Genomic DNA, 18218 nt, shown 5'->3' with positions numbered 1-18218 from the left:
AAATTTATCTGTGAAATAGATTATAATAAAGGTGGCTTCTTAAGGCAATAGTTTTTCTATCCTTTTTCTGCACATACAAATTCTTGCAGCATTAGACAGGGAAACGAAAAAAATCCAAGAATATGTAATATAAAAGGAAAAGAAAAGAGGGAAAGAGATGTGGAAAACTACGGATCTATGTGATGAATTTGAAAAGGAATTACAAATATGTCGCCAGTCTTTTCGGTCTTTCGGGAAGAAAAAACAATTCTATGGGAAAATCGCAACGGTAAAAGTGAAGGATGATAATGTACTAGTGAAGGAAGGATTGCAAACATTACCAGAAGGAACGGTATTAGTTGTTGATGGCGGAGCTTCTAAAAATTGTGCGTTACTCGGTGATAATTTGGCAGCTATTGCGGAAGAAAGAAAGTTGGCAGGGATTATTGTAAATGGATATGTTCGCGATTCTAGTGAATTAAAAAATATTAATATTGGTATTTTAGCGTTAGGGACGATGCCAAATAGAAGTGTAAAAGAAGGAAAAGGAGAGCGAAATATTTCATTGCAATTTGGTGAAGTCGAATGGAAACCGAATGAATATGTTTATGTAGATGAAGATGGAATTATAGTTAGTGATAAAAGCTTACATAGTGAGGGATGACTTCTAATAATGGAAGGCTATTAAGCTATTATTCTTAGAAAATAAATCCGATAAAGCATGGACAAAATTCTTTGTCAATAGTAAAATAATACAGAATTTAAAAATTACAGAATGTATAGGTTTATCGATTTACGATAAAGTGAAACTTTAATCAGTGGGGATTTTGTTCATCCACACTGATTATTAGCCTTCACCAATCGGGCATTTACGGGCAGTTGATCCCCACTTAACTTCTTTGCTTTCGCTGAATTTGAGGTGGGGGTCTTACTGCTCGGCGAATAGCGGGATAACTTGAAAAGGGATTAAATTTTGCCTAGAAAAGTGAATGTTATCACAATGGTGCGTTCATAAACGAAATTATTTTTCCTATACAAATATAGCCGCGAATAATGCGGGTAGGAGGTGTTGTACATTTTTGTTCGACACTTACAAAAAGAGAGTGTCAACCGCATACCCTTAAAGGGTCTTTTTTTGTGTGAATGTTAGTAAAGGGAGGGAATTTTGGGATGGCAATGTTAAAGAAATGGCTGCTTACATCATTAATGGCAGTGGCACTTGTATTTGTTTCTTTTGCGAATACAGTACATATTACGTTTGCTGAAGGAAAGACAGCGAAACTTGCAATTATTGGTGAATCACAAAAAGGAATTATGTTATGTCCGAAAGAAGTTTCCATTGAAGATGGAGAAACAGCTTTTAGTTTGTTACAAAAAGTTATGGGTGACAAAGTAACATCTGAAAGTATGTCATTTGGAACGTATATAAAGGGCATCGATGGATTAATGGCCGGAGCAACGAGCGGTTGGTTGTATGATGTAAATGATAAATCTGCAGAAGTTGGGGCGGATAGTTATAAATTAGAGTCTGGGGATGTTGTTGCATTTCGTTACGTTGCAGACTGGAGCAATATGAGTCAACAAACGTTGCAACAAACGTTAGATAAATTTGGCACTTGTAAAACTGTAGAAGAGCCAAAACCAGAGGAACCGAAAACAGAAAAGCCAGATGGTAAACCAGAAGAACCGAAAACAGAAAAGCCAGATGGTAAGCCAGAAGAACCGAAAACAGAAAAGCCAGATGGTAAACCAGAAGAACCGAAAACAGAAAAGCCAGATGGTAAACCAGAGGAACCGAAAACAGAAAAACCAGATGGTAAACCAGAAGATAAAGTAACAGAACAACCAAAGGAAGAGAAAGTTGAAATTCCAGCAGCACAATTAAACGAAGCGATTTCTAAAACATCAGAAAAGATGTTACAAGATGGAATTGGTAGTGATTGGGTTGCGATTGGACTTGCTCGTTCAGGTGTAAATGTTCCGCTTGAAACGAAAATAAACTATGTTAAGCCAGTAGCTGAAAAGGTTAAGAAGCGTTTAAATCGTTTTTCAGCAACAGATTTAGCTAGAACGATTATTATGATGAATGCAATGAATGTTGATCCTACAAAGGTAGAGGGACAAAATTTAGTACAAAATTTATTTGAATCAGATAAAGTGAATTCTGTTACAGGATACGCATTTACATTACTTGCATTAGATACAAAGAAATATGAGATTCCGGCCGAAGCAAAATGGAATCGAGCTGCTTTAGTACAAGCACTTTTACAAGCGCAGCATACAGACGGTGGCTGGACATATGATAGTTCAAGTAGTAAAGAAAGTGCTAGTAACGTTGATGTAACAAGTATGGTATTAGCAGCATTAGCTCCTTATCAAGATCAAGCAGATGTAAAGCCAGCTATTCAAAAAGCTGTTGATTATTTATACAAGCAGCAGCTAGGTAATGGTGGTTTTACCGCTGATGGACAAGAGAATTCTAATAGTACTGCACAAGCAATTATTGGACTATCGCTAGTTAAAGATGTAGATCACGATCGTCTTAATAAAGCAGTACAAAATTTAATGTCATACCAGCTTCCAAATGGTGAGTTTAAATGGTTACCAAGTGATCAAAAAGGTAGCGGAATGGCTACAGAGCAAGCATTTTTAGCGTTACTTCAGTTTAAAGATCTTGGAAAATCGATTTATGATTGGTCAAATGTAGTAGAGAATGAAATTGATACGAAACCAATTGTAGAGCCAGAGACAACTGTAGAAGAAAAAGAAGTTGTAGAACAGCCGAAACAACAAGAAGAGTTACAAAAACAACCAAAAGATGAAAATCTAAAAGTTGTTGTAGATAACGAACGAGTTAATAAAGAAACAAACAAGAATAAGAATCAATTACCACAAACAGGAGCATCTTCTCATAGTGCAGCTACACAAGTAGGTATGGGTGTATTATGTATCGCTTCTGCATATGTATTATGGAGACGTAAAGCAGCTTAACAAAAATTAGGAGCAATCATTTGCTCCTAATTTTATTATAAAAGTGAGGGCTAATAATGAGTGGGGATGAACAAAATCTCCACTCATTAAAGTTTCACTTTAATATGAAAGGTGAGGGACAGCATGAGTAAGATGAAATGGTTCATTTCTTTAGTTCTTTCATTGGGATTATTAGCCGGATGTGAAGAAACGGCTGTAAAACCTGAGAAGAAGGCAGAACCGAAGCAAGAAGAGCAAAAAGAAGTAGCGAAACAGGAAGAACAAAAAGATGTACCGAAACCGGAAGAGAAGCAAGCTGAACCGGAACAAAAACCACAAGAAGAGCAGAAAGATAAACAGGAACAAAAAGTAGAAGAGAAACCGAAAGAAGAAAAAGCGCAGGAACAACCTGAAGTAAAGAAAGAAGAGAAACCAAAGGAACAGCCTGCTGCAAATAAACAACCAGAGCAACAAAAAGTACAAGAAGAGAAACCACAGCAGCCGAAAGCACCAGAAGTAAAAGAAGAAGCAAAGGTTGTTAATCAGCCAAAAGAAACACCAAAGCAGGAGCAAAAGGAAGATCCGAATAAAGAGGAGAAAACGATACCGACTCCGGTAGTACCAACTCCTGAACCACCAAAACCAGTACCAGTACCGAAACCGCAATCGAAACAAGTCACTATCTCCGTAAAAGGTCATGAAGGATACTTATTAGGTGCGAAAAAGGTTGATGTACAAGAAGGCGACACAGTTTACAGTGTGCTACAGAGTACAGGACTAGAGGTTGATGCAATGGGCTCTAAAGGTGATATTTATGTAAAAGGTATTAATGATTTATACGAGAAAGATATTACTGCTACTAGTGGCTGGAAATATCGTGTGAACGGTGCTTTTCCAAACTATAGTGCTGGTGTAGTTAAAGTAAAACCAGGCGATACAATCGAGTGGGTGTTTGTATTAAAATAGGAAAGGATCTTCGGTAAAGGACTATGAAAATAAGCTTTTCTTCTTTACATCCTTTTGTTAATTTTTTCTATTATATTGGGGTGATGATACTATGTATGATGTGTCTTCATCCTCTTTTTTTAATTGGAGCGATTATACTAATAGTAATCTTAAATATAGTACAAGGAAATGGCGAGAAAATAAGAAACATGCTGCCAAGTACTATCGTATTCTTTCTAATGGTAATTTTATTTAATTCTTTATTAACGCATAGAGGGGCGACTACGTTATTTTGGTTAGGAGATAGCCGGATTAAGCTTGAGGCCTGTATGTATGGACTTGTTATGGGTTTATTATTAGTTGCGATTATGTTTACGTTTGCTTCTTATAACGATATTATTTCGAGTCATAAATTTTTATATTTATTTTCAAGAATTTCACCGAAAGTAGCATTGTTAACGATGATTACAGTGAGGTTTGTTCCTTTGTTTATTAGGCGGTTAAAGAAAATTACACTCGTTCAAAAAACGAAAGGTGTGCAATTAGATTCAGGTTCACTCATTGAGCGTATAAAAAATGGGATGAAATTACTGCAAGTGTTATTAGTTTGTTCGTTAGAAGATGCACTACAAACATCAGATTCTATGCAAGCTCGTGGATTTGGTGTAACGAAACGTACGACTTATATTCGGTATAGAATGGAAAGACGCGATTGGTACACGCTAAGTTATTTAAGTATTCTATTTATAGCCTCATTCATATTTAGTTATTATGGCGGAGGGAAATTGATCATTTATCCGAAAGTGGAATCAATACTATTCCAGCAATATGATGGAATGATGTTTTTCCTATTTATGATGTTTATTAGTTTACCAATTATGATGGAAGGAAGGGTAACTAACTGTTACGATTTATTTAATCAATTATAACTAAAGTTAATTAAATATAGCAGTAAGCCCTGCTAGTCAAGTGATTGGCTAGTAGTGAGGGTTAACTGCGGGCAATCCCTAAAGCTGATTGAACTACAACGTGGCTAGAAATGGTGAGCGTGAATGTTGCGAAAGCAGAAAAAATCAATCAGATGGTGCAAGGTTAAATCCTAAACACTAGAACAATGGGTCTTCCGCATCGAATCATCTAAGTTAAAATTGATAAGATGAACGTTCAACGACTATCTCGTATAACTGACGAGAGTACATCACAAGCCTATGGTGATGGAAAAATCCTCTATCTCTAAAGAGATAAACATATAGTCTGCGCTCATGTGAAAACATGAGAAGTTCATAAGAGAACTGGCTAAGGACTTGCGCCCTTAGTTGAACAAGATAAATTTAATTAAATCTATCAAATCTCGTTGAATCTACCGAACGTATGTGCTATGGTAAATCCAATGAGGTGAGAATAATAATGAAATTTTTACGAGTTAGTCAAGTATCGGAATTAACAGGTTTGCATCCTAGTAGTCTTAGGAGAATGCACAAAAGCGGTGAATTAGTACCTGAAAAGGTGACTGCTGGTGGAACACGCTACTATTCAGAAGAACAAATCTTTCATTATCTAAAAGGGGAGCGCCCAAATAATCGCACAGTAATTGGCTATTGTAGAATCAGTTCTTCGAGTCAAAAAAACGACCTAGAAAGACAAGTCGATAGAATGAAGCAATTATCTTATCGCGCGAGGTTATCAATTTGAAATTATCGAAGATATTGGTTCTGGAATCAACTATAAGAAAAAAGGCTTTAACAAGTTAATTGAACGCATTGAGAACAATGAGGTTGAAAAAATTGTTGTCATGCACAAAGATAGACTTGTGAGGTTCGGTTATGAGTTGGTTGAAAAGATCTATCAACTACATGGAACAGCGATTGAAGTAATTGACAATACTGCTAAAACAGAAGAACAGGAGGTCGTAGAAGACCTTGTTCAAATCATTACAGTATTTAGTTGTAAACTTCAAGGCAAGCGCTCTAAAAAGACCAAACAGATAATCAAGGAGTTGACTTCTGATGATATTGGCGAAGAAAGTCAGATTGATTCCAACGCCTGAACAAGAAAAAGTGCTTAGAAACCATGCTGGAGCTTCAAGATTCGCTTATAACTATTGTAAAAGAATGAGTGATAGATACTATAAGCTATTTGGAAAATCTGTTTCACAGTTAGCTTTACAGAAACGATTTACAAAGATCAAGAAGCGAAAGCGATATGAGTGGTTAAAAGACATCAACGCACAAGTTCCCAAACAGGCTTCAAAAGATTTTGACAAGGCGAGAAAAAATTCGTTCGAAAAGTACAAAAATGGCTATCACACTTCTTATAAAACCAAAAAAGATTTAATCCAAGGATTTTATGCCAATTATGAAAGACTGATTATAGGAAAGAAAGTAGTTGATATTCAGTCCATTGGAGAAGTGAAAACAAGCCAACAACTACCAAGAAACAAAAAACCATCAAATCCAAGAGTTACATTTGATGGTCGTCACTGGTGGATTAGTGTAGGGTTCAAAGAAGAATTCGAACCGCAAGAACTAACCAATGAGTCGATTGGTGTGGATGTTGGTTTAAAAGAGTTATTTGTAGCTTCTAATGGTACGAAAGAACGAAATATAAACAAAGATGCTAAGGTTAAAAAACTTTTGAAAAGGAAAAAGTTAGCGCAAAGAGATATGTCTAGGAGATTTAAAAAAGGTGTGAAATTTCAATCTGCCGGATATGAAAAAGCTAAAACTGAGCACCTGCGGTTATCTAGGAAAATTACGAATATCCGAAATAACCATATCCATCAAGCAACAGCTAAATTGGTGAAAACCAAACCAATGAGGATTGTTGTGGAAGACTTACATATCTCAAACCTGTTAAAAAACAAAAAACTATCGAAAGCATTTTCATTTCAAAAATTAAACTTCTTCTTTCAATGTTTATCATACAAGTGTGAGAAGTACGGCATTGCATATGTAAAAGCTGATAAATGGTTCGCTTCAAGCAAGATTTGCTCAAATTGTGGAGTTAAATACGACCATTCAGTTCAACCAGAAGGACAGTGGAGTTTAAAGATTCGTGAATGGAACTGTGTTCCATGCAATAGCCATCACGATAGGGATTTAAATGCTTCGATAAATTTATCAAGATGGGTAAAATAAATGCTTGATAATAGGAGGTAACGATACTGCCTTGTGTGGAGTGTTATACCTCTCGTCCCTTCGGGGTTGCGAGAACGCGATGAAGCACTAACTTGTGTAAATTTGATTAAATTGTATAGATTTAGTTAAGTTTATCGTATCGGAATGGATATGGTGGCGCATGCAGAAATGAAGAATTTATCATTTATATATACTGATGAAAATGAAGAAGCGTTACAGCATATTTCTCTTTCTGTTCAAAAAGGAGAATTTATAGTACTTGCTGGCGGTTCAGGTTCTGGGAAGACAACTTTATTAAAACATTTTAAAAAGGAGTTACTTCCAATTGGCACGCGTTCTGGACATACATATTATGATGGTGCTTTATTAGAAGAAGTACCAGATTTATTATCTGCCCAAGAAATTGGTATGGTATTTCAAAATCCAGAAAATCAGATCGTAATGGATACCGTTATTCAAGAATTAGCATTCTCTTTAGAAAATATCGGGCTACCATCACATATTATTCAACAAAGAATAGCGGAACTCATTAGCTTTTTAGGATTTCAAGATTTGTTACATCAATCTGTTCATACTTTATCTGGTGGTCAAAAACAACTTGTAAATTTAGCTGCGGTGTTAGTCATGCAGCCGAAACTATTATTACTGGATGAACCGACAGCACAACTAGATCCGATTGCTGCGAAAGAGTTTTTAGGATTATTAAAACGTATTAATGAAGAACTCGGAATTACGATAGTTTTAAGTGAACATCGTTTAGATGAAGTTATACCGCTCGCAACACGCGTTGTTTGTATGGATAATGGCAGAATCATTTATGATGATACTCCTAAAAATGTGATAGCGAACATGTGGGAAGTAGAAAAGTTACGTCCATTCATTCCACAAATTCCAAGATTGTTTTTAGAGTGGAATGTGAAAGAGATTCCATTTACAGTGCGAGAAGCGCAAATGAAAATGAATGATTTTTCAGCGATATCATATAGGAATGGGCAAGTAGAACACTATGAAAAGCAAGAAGTAATTTTAAGTGCAGAACATATATCTTTTCAATATGAAAAAAATAGTCCACTTATTTTACGAGATTTAACAGTGAACATCGAAAAGGGAAAATGGACAGCTCTAGTTGGGAAAAACGGAACCGGGAAGTCTACACTGTTAACGATTTTAGCAGGATTGCAGAAAGCTAGAAGAGGTAAGGTAAAGTGGAATGGTAAAGTGGTACATAAAATTGATTCGAAAGAACGATTTAAAAGTATAGGGTACGTATCGCAACATCCGTACTATCATTTTACTTTTGATACAGTATGGGAAGAGGTTTATGAGCGTGCGCGTGAATTATATGGTGAAGAGGGAAAAACAATAGCAGAAGAAATGTTGAAAAAGTTCTGGTTAGATTCACTTAAAGAGCGCCATCCACATGATTGTAGCGGCGGAGAGCAACAATTACTCGCATTATGTACAACGTTATTATCAAAGCCAACTTTATTATTACTCGATGAGCCGACAAAGGGACTAGATCCATGGAAAAAGGAAAGAGTAGGAGAGCTATTTAAACAGTTGCAAAAAGAAGGTACAACAATTGTAATGGCAACGCATGATATTGAGTTTGCAGCGAAATACGTTGATCAGTGCATGATGTTATTTGACGGGAAAGTCATTATGAATGATGCACCGAAAGAGTTCTTTAGTGGTAACTTCTTTTATACAACATCTATTAATCGATTCATCCGTAGAGAGTTGCCATTTGCATTAACGTGGGAGGATGTGTACGAAGCGTGTCCAAACGATATGTTGCATTCATAATATTTATTTTTGCTGTTGTAATATGTACACTACTCTTTACGACTTTTATTATGGACGGGTATTACATGGTAAGTAGTTTGTTTTTATTAGCTGTCATTATGTTACCTTTCTATATTCGTTTTGAAAGGAAGGCGTTTGTTTCACGTGAAATTGTTATCGTTGCTGTGTTAGCGGCGATTGCAGCGGTTAGCCGGGTACCATTTTCTATTTTACCAAGTGTACAACCGACTTCTTTTGTCATTATCGTTTCTGCAATTGTTTTTGGGAGTGAAACTGGCTTTATGATTGGGGCAACGGCGGCTATTGTATCTAATATTTTTTTAGGACAAGGTCCGTGGACGCCGTGGCAAATGTTCTCTTGGGGCATGATCGGGTTTATAGCTGGATTATTACGTAATACATTTTTAATGAAAAAACTGTGGGGAAGACTGTTGTACGGATTTGCCGTTGGATTTCTATTTGGCTGGATTATGAATTTTTGGGGTCTTCTTGGTTTTATACAGGAAGCAACGTGGGAAACAGTTATTGCTTACTATGTCGCAAGTTTTTACTTTGATCTGAGTCACGCGATATCGAATGTTATTTTCCTTCTGCTATTTAGTACGTCATGGATTACGATCCTCACAAGATTTAAAAAGAAATACGGTATATTAGATGAGCATAACGTGACATAGAAAAGCATACTCATATAAGGTAGGGTCGCGACTTACATATTCGTTTGCCTCTTTCATGCTTCTTACATATTGTAAGGAGCATTTTTTATTGTCAAAAAATAGATTCAATATATGTCCGTTATTATATGAATTTATTTGTATAATAGTAGGTGAGAACTATTTTCAAGAGGGAGGTGTATAGTTAATGAAGTTAGTTATTCCGAAGCAACATGGAGCATGGGCGATGCTTGTCATACCATTTCTATTAAGTGTATTACTTGGTAAACCTACTTTTTATCATATCCCATTGTTTTTAGCCTGGTTCTTTATCTATCTAGCTACGTATCCATTTCTCATGTACATAAGGCAAAGACGAAAAAAAGAATTTCTACACGCTGCAATTATTTATTTTATCATTGCATTTGTATTTGGGATGATTTCTTTATTATATGAATGGCGAATTCTTTTATTCGCAGTATTAATGATTCCATTGTTTATTGTAAATATGTATTACGCTCGTCAAAAAAATGAACGAGCATTACTAAATGATGTTTGTGCGATTATAGTGTTTTGTATAGGTGGTTTAATCAGTTATTATTTCTCCATGAAATTAATAGATAAAACAGCATTATTCATTACGCTTATTTCATTTCTATATTTTTTAGGAAGTACGTTTTATGTGAAAACGATGATTCGTGAAAAAAATAATCCGAAGTATCGTTTTATATCTTGGGGATACCATATTGTATTAACGGTAATTGTATTTGCTATAAATCCATGGTGTTCACTCATATTTGTACCAAGTGTAATTCGGGCCATTATGTTGTATGGCAAAAAGATTTCTATATTAAAAGTAGGGATTTTAGAAATTGTTAATTCTGTATATTTTTTAATAATAACGGTAATAATGATGAAGTATGCCATTTGAAACAAACTTCCCATCTTTTGATGGGAAGTTTTCATTCTTGTTCTAAAATGTGAACGGTGTAATCGCAACGTTGAAGAGCTTGCTCTACAGCGTAAAGGGATTGTTCAATACGTGCGCGATTAAAATCTTCTTCAACAGTCTGTAATGCATCTTCTAAACAATGTTTCGCTTCTTGTAAGGAATGAAAAGAATCTTGTACGTATCCACGAGCATTCTTTTTCAAAGTAGTAGCCTCCTTTTGTACATCTTTTTGTAGTATGAACAATAAAGAAGAAAATATAATTTTTTATATTTATTTGACAATTATAATAAAATTACGTATAGTTAAATTTAAAGTGAATATTTTCTTATCCAGAGAGGTGGAGGGACTGGCCCGATGAAACCCAGCAACCGCGATGCAGGTGCTAATTCCAGCAGAACATATTTGTTCTGGGAGATAAGACGAAGATATACGTAACTTCTTCTTATCGGAGAGGTTTTTTTGTTGCAAAAAAACCGATTACGAAAACATATAATAAGAAGAAAGGGGTTGCGAAGTACTGTGACACTCGAAAAATACGTAAAACTGCGTAGTACAGTTTATGAATATATGATAGAGCAAGATAAGCCAATATCATTGTTAGATATTCAAGAACATATCGTTTCGCATCATGAAGGAAAATTCACTAAAAAAATGTTACATCAATTTTATTTATCAAGACTATTAGATGAACTCAAACTGGATGGGAAAATTACTTTAGCTGATGATGAATATCGCTATGCTGAAAAAGGGGTATTTTATAAAGCGGGAAAAGGGAGCTGAGCTCTCTTTTTTTTGAAGTATGTAGAGTAAAAGACTGCTAAAGCAGCCTGATACAAGGGAATGGTGTTGAGTGTGTAGTGTCAAAGATTGAATGTGCCTGAAAGAGGCACTTCATATCGGCTGCAAATGAAAAGAGACACCTCCGCCGAATAGGTGTCAGTCGTTTTGTCACGTAGACTCGCTACTTGACAGTTATTAGAATAACATGCAGGATTTTGGAAGTCAAAAGGGAATTAGAGGAAGAGGTGTTGTGATGTATGCATACTTATTAAAAGATATAATGAAATGGATTCCAAAGTACATTATAGATAGAGGATATGAATATTATGAAGAGGGACATGTAGAAGATGTTGAAATACACGACAAGAAAGTATTTGCTTTCGTTACTGGAAATGCAGGGAATTATGAAGTGATTATTGATCTTGAAGATTTTGCAGAAAGTAGCTGCGAGTGTCCTTATGAAAATTATTGTAAACATATGGCGGCAGTTGTGTATGAAATTCAAGGTGCTGGTGAGAGTACAGTTAAAGAGCAATTGAAAGGTTTAGAAAAAGAAGAGTTACTAACAGTATTAAATCGTTTGTTACAAAGTTCGAAAAATGTGCAAATTGTAGAGACGATGTTAAAGAAGGGGAAACTTTAACTAAAGAGGGAGTTGTTTTGTAGTGAACGTACTAATTATATATGCTCACCCTAATCCTTCAAGCTTTAATGGGGCAATTTTAGAGCATGTGCAAAAAGGACTTGAGGAAACAAATCATTCTGTTACGCTACTTGATTTATATAAAGAACAATTTGATCCAGTGCTTGTATTTAATGAAGAGAAGAAAAGACGTGATTTACTAAATGAAGAAGAGACGAAGCGATATAGAGAATTAGTGCAGAAAGCGGATATTCTTCTTTTCATATATCCGATATGGTGGTGGGGCATGCCTGCTATTTTAAAAGGATTTATCGATCGTATTTTTGTAGCTGGATTTGCTTATAAATATGAGGGGTCATTACCGAAAGGCTTATTTAAAGGAAAGAAAGCATGGGTTATTAATACGTTAGACTCACCGTTATGGTACGTGGCCCTATTATATCGATCAGCGGATTGGATTATGATGAAAAGAGGGGTTTTGCGTTTTTGTGGTATTCGCGATATAAAACGTTCTACTTTTCAATCTGTGAAAACGAGTAAAGTAACGAAGCGTGAAAAATGGCTGTTACAAATAGAAGAAGCGGCTCGTACATTATGAATGAAATCGATCGTATTATAAAGTGTTGCAATTGTGATGACGAACTTTTGCGTACGTATATTAATTGTTTAGTCCAATTGAAGAAATACAGCGAAACGTTTCAACAAATTCAAATACAATTAAGAAATGATTATTTAATAAGAGGGATTTGTGAAAGAGAAGTTGATGAGGTAATAAAGGGAAGTAAAGAATATGAAACGTATGTTCTTCCTAAAGTATTGCAGTGGAATTTCCTTAAGAACAATCCTCATATGATTGAAAAAGTATGTGAAGATTTGTTTACATATGAAGCATTAAATCATGCAGAGGTAGAGTGGAGGAAGGTAATAAGCTGTATAGATAATGAATGATTTATTATATAAAAAAGCTAGTATAAAACTAGCTTTTCGTTTAAATAAATAAGAAACATAGACTAATGATAAATCCTGCATATAGTAAGTTAACAACACAAAATCCCATAATATCACGCGCGCTTAAACCAGCTATCGCTAATGCCGGTAATGCCCAGAAAGGTTGAATTAAATTTGTCCAAGCATCGCCCCATGCAATTGCCATCGCTGTTTTCGCGGCAGGTACACCAAGTTCAGCGCCAGCTGGAATCATAATTGGTGCTTGCACTGCCCATTGACCGCCTCCAGATGGAACGAAAATATTTACAATGCCAGCACTTAAAAATGTAAAGAGCGGGAATGTGGTTTCATTTGAAATACTAATAAAGAAAGTAGAAATAGCTCCTCCAAGCGAAAGACCTTCACTATTTACTCCAATCATCATCCCCATAATTCCAGCATAGAACGGAAACTGAAGTAAAATACCTGAAGCACTCTTAGTTGAGTCAGAGAAAGCGCGAATATATTGAATCGGAGTACGGTGGAAAATAAGACCGGCAATTAATAACATAAAAATAACGATATCAAGTGTAAGGTTAAAGCCTTTCGTACTAAAATAGTTAAAAATATAAATAAGACCTAATAATCCGATGCAAAGTGTAATAATCATACTATTTTCCATTTTTTCAGCGAACGTATTGTTCCCTACTTCTTGAGCGGCAGCTTCTTCATGGAATACGCTAGGATCTACAGTTATCGTATGTTTTTCATCTGGATGCATGGCCCGGTTAATGAGAGGCATCGTAACGAGAAAAATAATAACTGGCACGAGTGCGTATGGTGAGAATAACGTTTCTGTTATTGGAATCGCTTCTTTAATACTTCCAGCTGTCGTTTTAATTAACGTTTCGCCGCCAGTTGCTAACGTAAGAGGGATAGAAGCAGAAAGGCCTGCATGCCAAATGAGAAATCCAGAGTAGGAAGAAGCAATTGCTAACCTATAATCCAATCCTTCTAACTGTCTGGCCACTTCTTTTGCATATAAAACCGATACAACAATACCAAATCCCCAGTTTATGTATGCTCCTAGTAAACTTACGATTGAAATAGCAATAATACCTTGTCCATTTGTTTTCGGTAATTTCGCTGCTCTCGTTAATCCTTTTTTAATAAGAGGAGCGTTTGCTAATGCAGATCCTGTCACGAGTACAAGAGCCATTTGCATAGAAAAAGCGAGAAGTCCCCAAATTCCATTACCCCAGTGATTAATCATTTCTACAGGTGTTTGGCTCGTTGCAAACATACCGAAGAAGATAACGAAAACAGTTAATAAACATGATAAAATAAACGGTTCTGGTAAGAAACGCTGCACAAGGGCAACACATCCATTTGTAAATGAACGAAACAAAATAGCTCAACCTCCTTATGTATATTTATTACAATTATTCGAGGTTGTTTGAGTAATATCCTTTAATATATGGAAAATTCAGATATTTAAAGTGATTGTCATAATGTCTAGGTAGATTGATAGTCTATGTTGAAATGTTATTTCATTTTGAACTGAAATATTTCAAAGAGGGGTAGTATCTATGCAAATCAACTTAAGCAAAGCAAATAGCCCAAAACGTTAAAATTATAGTTTGTATATATAAATCGAAATAGTGTAAAAATATGTGTTTTCGTTTATATCTCTGTTAATTAGATTTGACGAAAACAGAAATTGAAAAGAATGCTCTATATACAAGGGAAAGAGATGGTCATAGACGAATATGTCCATCAAATGACAGTTTATGTAAGAATCAGATTATTGAAAAAGGATATTAGCTATTTTTAACGAATTCTGAATTACAAACAAAATTTATCAAAAGTGGTGAGATAATATAGAGAATAAAACAAATTTATTTTTGGATATGAAAATGGAAAAATATATAGTTGGCAAGCTTCGAAGTGCCGGTTGTGTTTTTGCAGAAGATGAGACCCGGTTACTTATGTCAGAGGCACTAACTCCAGAGGACCTTATGAAAATGGTAGAAATGCGAGTCAACGGTTTACCTCTGGAATACGTTGTTGGATACACGGAGTTTTGTGGTCTACGAATAGAAGTGGATCGAGGCGTTTTTGTACCGCGTAAACGTACCGAGTTCCTTGTTCATCAAACAGAGGCTCTGTCACGTTCTAGCGATATCATTGTTGACCTATGTTGTGGATCAGGTGCGGTGGGCGCAGCACTGGCAGCAGCTTTGGGACGAGTTGAATTGTATTCTGTTGACATTGACCCTATCGCAGTACAATGCGCTAGCCGCAATGTAACGAATTTTGGCGGTCATGCTTTTGAAGGTGACTTGTATAAAGCTCTACCAGACTCACTTAAGGGCCATGTAAATATCCTAGTTGCGAACGTACCTTACGTTCCTACTGAAATAATAAAGTTTCTCCCCCGGGAGGCACGCCTATATGAACCACATGTAACGCTTGACGGAGGAGAAGATGGTCTTAACATTCTGCGAAGAGTAGCAGAAGAAGCTTTACTCTGGTTAGCTTTGGATGGACATCTTTTGATAGAGACGAGCGAAGTTCAGGCACCCCAGGCCTTTGAAATCTTTGCTGGTGCTGGGCTTAGCACAAAAGTTGCTAGAAACAAGGAACTGGACGCTACTGTCATAATCGGTTCTAATTCTAGCTTTTAGAGTATTACTAGTGTTACGTACGTTTCAAATGTTATGACAATCCAAAGAGAACATAGTGTTTACTGATAGGTGGTAATAGATCAATGAAAAAAGAATGTGGAATAATCATATTGGTTTTGTTTTTTGTTTTGAGTGCTTGTTCTAGTAAAAATAATATTACTTTTAAACAAGCAGATGTTGAAAATGGAATAGTGTATGAATTAATTTCTAAAAATCTTAATATGAACACTGAAATATCTTATAAAATAAAAATGACTAATAATACCGATTATATTATTGTACAAAATAATGTTATGTTTTCATTTCCTAAATCACCTACTGTTTCTGGCCAAACAACAAATCCATTTAGAGTGTTAGCTAAAGGTAATAAGTTAAATATTAAACCTGGGGATAGTATTGTTTTAGAAGTATCATTTTCTCCTGATTTTTATTCTGAGTTTAAGAATACAGAAGTATCTAAAGCAAATCTGTATATAACAGGTTATATCGATAAATTAGCTGATGAAAATCATTTTGATTTTATTAAAAGTATTAATTTAGATTAAAAAAGTGCACCTCCGATTGTTAGACTGTGTCTAATAAACGGAGATGCACTTTTTTATTTACCTTATTGAACTAAAGCATCTGTTAGCATAATAGCAAATGATTAAAATCCACTATTTCTCCCAAAGCTCAATCAATCGCCCTTCAGGATCTTTAATCCAAATAAACTTTCCAAATTCACTAATCTCTTCTTTCTTTTCAAGAGGTACGCCAATTTGTTCAAGATGCTGAATAGTCTCGTTTAGATTATGTACTTGGAAATTTAACATCACTTGTTGTTCTGTAGGAAAATAACTATCATTCTCGGCAAAGAAAGAAAAGATAGTCTCAGTTCCTAATTCGGGTTTAATCACAGTCCCATTCCAATTTTCTATTTCAATCTTCAACACTTCACTGTACCATTTTTTTATAACATCAAGATTTTTAGTTCTCCAAAATATTCCTCCGAAACCTTTTATCATTGTATTTAACTCCTGTCTGTCTTTTAATTTTTAATGTGACTATGTATTCAATATATCAAAACAAAAGAGTAATAGTAAGTGGGAAATAGGGGGCCAGGAAAAATGAATAAAGCAATGATAAAAGACCGCACATGAAGTAAAAGCAATGTGCGGTCTTTTAAATATCGTACAGTATTACGAAGTTTCGCTAATTTTAGTCTCTGTATGAGTGTTAGTAGCAATTTTTTTCTTAATCTTAAAGTGATAGTAGGTGTAGCAAAAAATGATAAATGGTACAGTGCAATAGATTCCTAGTCTTTGACTTGGGATAAAGATAAGACTTATTAATATAATGCCATACAATCCAAAACCAAGAATTGGTACAAGAGGATAAAGTGGAGTTTTAAATTTTAAGTCTTCTAATTTTCCACCGTCGGCTAAATAATGTTTACGGAAAAAGAATTGAGAAACACAAATTGACATCCAAACAATAATTGTAATGACTCCAGAAATTGAAATGAGCCATAAGTAAACAGTTTCAGCAGCTACAACGCTTGTCAAAAGAGAAAAAGCAGAAATAGCTATCGTTAAGATTAAAGCGTTTAAAGGTATCCCTCGTGATGATAATTTCTTTAAAAAGGCTGGAGCCATATCATTTTTTGATAATGACCAAAGCATTCGAGTTGCAGCGTACAGTCCTGAGTTTGCGACAGAAAGAACAGCAGTAAGAATAACAAAGTTCATAATATCAGCTGCATATGGAATACCTATATTATCAAATACAGCAACAAACGGACTCTTTGTTAATCCTGCCTCTTCCCAAGGAATTAAAGCCACGAGAACAAAGATTGCTAAGACGAAGAAAAACATCGTGCGCCATATTATATTTCTAATAGAACGAGGTAAAGTCTTTGCTGGATCTTCACTTTCACCTGCTGCGATTCCAACAAGTTCTGTACCTTGGAAGGAATAATTGACTGTAACCATTGTTAATAAGATAGCGGCAAGTCCATTTGGGAATAAACCACCATGATTTACGAAATTTGAAAGAAGCGGAGCGGGTTCGTTTCCTTTTAAATCAATAAAACCGAACATAGCGGCGCCGCCAAGAATAATGAAAGCAATAATGGCAGATACTTTTATACTTGAGAACCAAAATTCTGTTTCTGCATAACTACGAGCGGATAATGCGTTAATAGTGAATATTGTAACACCAAATATTAAACACCAAACCCAGACAGGAATATCAGGAAACCATCGCTGCATTGTAATACCAGCAGTGGTAAATTCAAGACCAGTCGTATTCGCCCAGCTTAGCCAATACAACCATCCGATGGTAAACCCAGTTGCGGGATTGATGAACTTAGTGGCATATTCCTGGAAGGAACCTGAAACTGGCATTGCTACAGCAAGCTCACCAAGACATAGCATAACGAGATACATTAATAATCCACCGGCCATAAAGGCAAGTACGGATCCACCAGGTCCAGCTTGACTTATAATAAAACCAGATCCGTTAAATAACCCCGTTCCAATCACACCACCGAGTGCAATCATGAATAAATGTCTACCTTTCATCGTGCGCTTTAATTCATTGTTTGTATTGTTTACTTGCGTCATTGTTTTCCTCACTTTCATAATTGGTAGTATGAAAATTGATGTTTTTCCGTATTATGGAATGTATTCCGTGATGTGAAATCTTGTTCTAATTTTCAGATAATTAAAAAGAAAAGTCAATATTTTTTTGTTTGCGTTTTC

18 protein-coding genes, 1 pseudogene and 1 riboswitch are annotated in these 18218 nt (G+C 35.5%); of the genes and pseudogenes, 15 read left to right on the top strand and 4 right to left on the bottom strand.

From position 1 onward, the window contains the following. The first annotated feature begins 157 nt into the window (after positions 1-157). From rraA to QCI77_RS16665, 9 genes and pseudogenes are all read left to right on the top strand, one after another. On the top strand, positions 158-643 hold the full coding sequence (gene rraA, locus QCI77_RS16705) for a ribonuclease E activity regulator RraA (protein ID WP_353825254.1): 486 nt from the start codon (positions 158-160) through the stop codon (positions 641-643). Positions 644-1149: 506 nt separating this feature from the next. Beyond that, positions 1150-2970: a DUF4430 domain-containing protein gene (locus QCI77_RS16700; RefSeq protein WP_002192771.1), complete on the top strand. Its 1821-nt coding sequence runs from the start codon at positions 1150-1152 to the stop codon at positions 2968-2970. A 123-nt stretch (positions 2971-3093) separates the two neighbouring features. Continuing rightward, on the top strand, positions 3094-3915 hold the full coding sequence (locus QCI77_RS16695) for a DUF4430 domain-containing protein (RefSeq protein WP_353825253.1): 822 nt from the start codon (positions 3094-3096) through the stop codon (positions 3913-3915). Between the two features lie 23 nt (positions 3916-3938). After that, the gene (locus QCI77_RS16690) at positions 3939-4823 is read left to right on the top strand and encodes an energy-coupling factor transporter transmembrane component T (RefSeq protein WP_353825252.1); all 885 of its coding nucleotides are present in this window, start codon (positions 3939-3941) and stop codon (positions 4821-4823) included. A 478-nt stretch (positions 4824-5301) separates the two neighbouring features. Then, positions 5302-5941 (top strand): annotated as a pseudogene (locus QCI77_RS16685) (IS607 family transposase). Then, entirely contained in the window at positions 5901-7031 is a 1131-nt protein-coding gene (locus tag QCI77_RS16680) for an RNA-guided endonuclease InsQ/TnpB family protein (protein WP_353825251.1), read from the top strand. Before QCI77_RS16685 ends, QCI77_RS16680 begins: the two are co-directional and overlap by 41 nt. Before the next feature lie 144 nt (positions 7032-7175). Next, positions 7176-8837 (top strand): ABC transporter ATP-binding protein, encoded by a 1662-nt coding sequence (locus QCI77_RS16675; protein ID WP_113770818.1) that lies wholly within the window; start codon positions 7176-7178, stop codon positions 8835-8837. Then, positions 8810-9511, top strand: a complete 702-nt coding sequence (locus QCI77_RS16670; protein WP_002142494.1) for an ECF transporter S component — start codon at positions 8810-8812, stop codon at positions 9509-9511. Before QCI77_RS16675 ends, QCI77_RS16670 begins: the two co-directional genes overlap by 28 nt. A 184-nt stretch (positions 9512-9695) precedes the next feature. Continuing rightward, the gene (locus tag QCI77_RS16665) at positions 9696-10418 is read left to right on the top strand and encodes a YwiC-like family protein (protein ID WP_113770819.1); all 723 of its coding nucleotides are present in this window, start codon (positions 9696-9698) and stop codon (positions 10416-10418) included. Positions 10419-10449: 31 nt separating this feature from the next. Here the strand turns inward: QCI77_RS16665 and QCI77_RS16660 are convergent, their stop codons facing one another. Beyond that, positions 10450-10641, bottom strand: a complete 192-nt coding sequence (locus tag QCI77_RS16660) for a hypothetical protein (protein ID WP_002084448.1) — start codon at positions 10639-10641, stop codon at positions 10450-10452. A gap of 121 nt (positions 10642-10762) precedes the next feature. Next, positions 10763-10861: riboswitch (SAM riboswitch) on the top strand. 38 nt (positions 10862-10899) lie between these two features. Here QCI77_RS16660 and QCI77_RS16655 point away from each other — a divergent pair. The 4 genes from QCI77_RS16655 (at position 10900) to QCI77_RS16640 (ending at position 12811) form a co-directional block, all read left to right on the top strand. Further along, complete coding sequence (locus QCI77_RS16655) at positions 10900-11220, top strand: hypothetical protein (RefSeq protein ID WP_002110869.1); 321 nt, start codon at positions 10900-10902, stop codon at positions 11218-11220. Between the two features lie 205 nt (positions 11221-11425). Further along, positions 11426-11863: an SWIM zinc finger family protein gene (locus tag QCI77_RS16650; RefSeq protein WP_002033243.1), complete on the top strand. Its 438-nt coding sequence runs from the start codon at positions 11426-11428 to the stop codon at positions 11861-11863. A gap of 22 nt (positions 11864-11885) precedes the next feature. Further along, positions 11886-12461, top strand: a complete 576-nt coding sequence (locus QCI77_RS16645) for an NAD(P)H-dependent oxidoreductase (protein WP_002142490.1) — start codon at positions 11886-11888, stop codon at positions 12459-12461. Continuing rightward, entirely contained in the window at positions 12458-12811 is a 354-nt protein-coding gene (locus QCI77_RS16640) for a hypothetical protein (protein ID WP_002165385.1), read from the top strand. Before QCI77_RS16645 ends, QCI77_RS16640 begins: the two co-directional genes overlap by 4 nt. 40 nt (positions 12812-12851) lie before the next feature. Here QCI77_RS16640 and QCI77_RS16635 read toward each other — a convergent pair whose 3' ends face one another. Beyond that, positions 12852-14198, bottom strand: a complete 1347-nt coding sequence (locus tag QCI77_RS16635) for a short-chain fatty acid transporter (protein WP_002128252.1) — start codon at positions 14196-14198, stop codon at positions 12852-12854. Positions 14199-14706: 508 nt separating this feature from the next. Between QCI77_RS16635 and QCI77_RS16630 the strand changes: the two genes are divergently transcribed. Then, a complete protein-coding gene (locus tag QCI77_RS16630; protein ID WP_353825784.1) occupies positions 14707-15477 on the top strand; it encodes a putative protein N(5)-glutamine methyltransferase in 771 nt (256 codons plus the stop codon). 83 nt (positions 15478-15560) lie between these two features. Continuing rightward, on the top strand, positions 15561-16022 hold the full coding sequence (locus tag QCI77_RS16625; RefSeq protein ID WP_060750704.1) for a hypothetical protein: 462 nt from the start codon (positions 15561-15563) through the stop codon (positions 16020-16022). 111 nt (positions 16023-16133) lie between these two features. Here QCI77_RS16625 and QCI77_RS16620 read toward each other — a convergent pair whose 3' ends face one another. Together QCI77_RS16620 and QCI77_RS16615 are read right to left on the bottom strand one after the other, a co-directional pair. Next, positions 16134-16481 carry a VOC family protein gene (locus QCI77_RS16620; protein WP_002033235.1) on the bottom strand — a complete coding sequence of 116 codons (348 nt, stop codon included), beginning with the start codon at positions 16479-16481 and terminating at the stop codon, positions 16134-16136. A 174-nt stretch (positions 16482-16655) separates the two neighbouring features. Further along, positions 16656-18080 (bottom strand): amino acid permease, encoded by a 1425-nt coding sequence (locus QCI77_RS16615; protein WP_060750705.1) that lies wholly within the window; start codon positions 18078-18080, stop codon positions 16656-16658. Positions 18081-18218 lie beyond the last annotated feature (138 nt).

Source organism: Bacillus cereus group sp. MG9, from assembly GCF_040459995.1.
GTDB lineage: Bacteria > Bacillota > Bacilli > Bacillales > Bacillaceae_G > Bacillus_A > Bacillus_A mycoides.
The sequence above is the reverse complement of the archived record's forward strand: the minus strand, read 5'-3'. Positions and strand labels throughout refer to the sequence as shown.

Excerpts from the sequence above, each read along its gene's own strand:
- QCI77_RS16695 (WP_353825253.1), top strand. The coding sequence starts at position 3,094 with ATGAGTAAGATGAAATGGTTCATTTCTTTAGTTCTTTCATTGGGATTA.
- QCI77_RS16615 (WP_060750705.1), bottom strand. The coding sequence starts at position 18,080 with ATGACGCAAGTAAACAATACAAACAATGAATTAAAGCGCACGATGAAA.
- rraA (WP_353825254.1), top strand. The coding sequence starts at position 158 with ATGTGGAAAACTACGGATCTATGTGATGAATTTGAAAAGGAATTACAA.
- QCI77_RS16650 (WP_002033243.1), top strand. The coding sequence starts at position 11,426 with ATGCAGGATTTTGGAAGTCAAAAGGGAATTAGAGGAAGAGGTGTTGTG.
- QCI77_RS16700 (WP_002192771.1), top strand. The coding sequence starts at position 1,150 with ATGGCAATGTTAAAGAAATGGCTGCTTACATCATTAATGGCAGTGGCA.
- QCI77_RS16625 (WP_060750704.1), top strand. The coding sequence starts at position 15,561 with ATGAAAAAAGAATGTGGAATAATCATATTGGTTTTGTTTTTTGTTTTG.
- QCI77_RS16640 (WP_002165385.1), top strand. The coding sequence starts at position 12,458 with ATGAATGAAATCGATCGTATTATAAAGTGTTGCAATTGTGATGACGAA.
- QCI77_RS16665 (WP_113770819.1), top strand. The coding sequence starts at position 9,696 with ATGAAGTTAGTTATTCCGAAGCAACATGGAGCATGGGCGATGCTTGTC.
- QCI77_RS16680 (WP_353825251.1), top strand. The coding sequence starts at position 5,901 with ATGATATTGGCGAAGAAAGTCAGATTGATTCCAACGCCTGAACAAGAA.
- QCI77_RS16620 (WP_002033235.1), bottom strand. The coding sequence starts at position 16,481 with ATGATAAAAGGTTTCGGAGGAATATTTTGGAGAACTAAAAATCTTGAT.
- QCI77_RS16630 (WP_353825784.1), top strand. The coding sequence starts at position 14,707 with ATGGAAAAATATATAGTTGGCAAGCTTCGAAGTGCCGGTTGTGTTTTT.
- QCI77_RS16690 (WP_353825252.1), top strand. The coding sequence starts at position 3,939 with ATGAAAATAAGCTTTTCTTCTTTACATCCTTTTGTTAATTTTTTCTAT.
- QCI77_RS16675 (WP_113770818.1), top strand. The coding sequence starts at position 7,176 with ATGGATATGGTGGCGCATGCAGAAATGAAGAATTTATCATTTATATAT.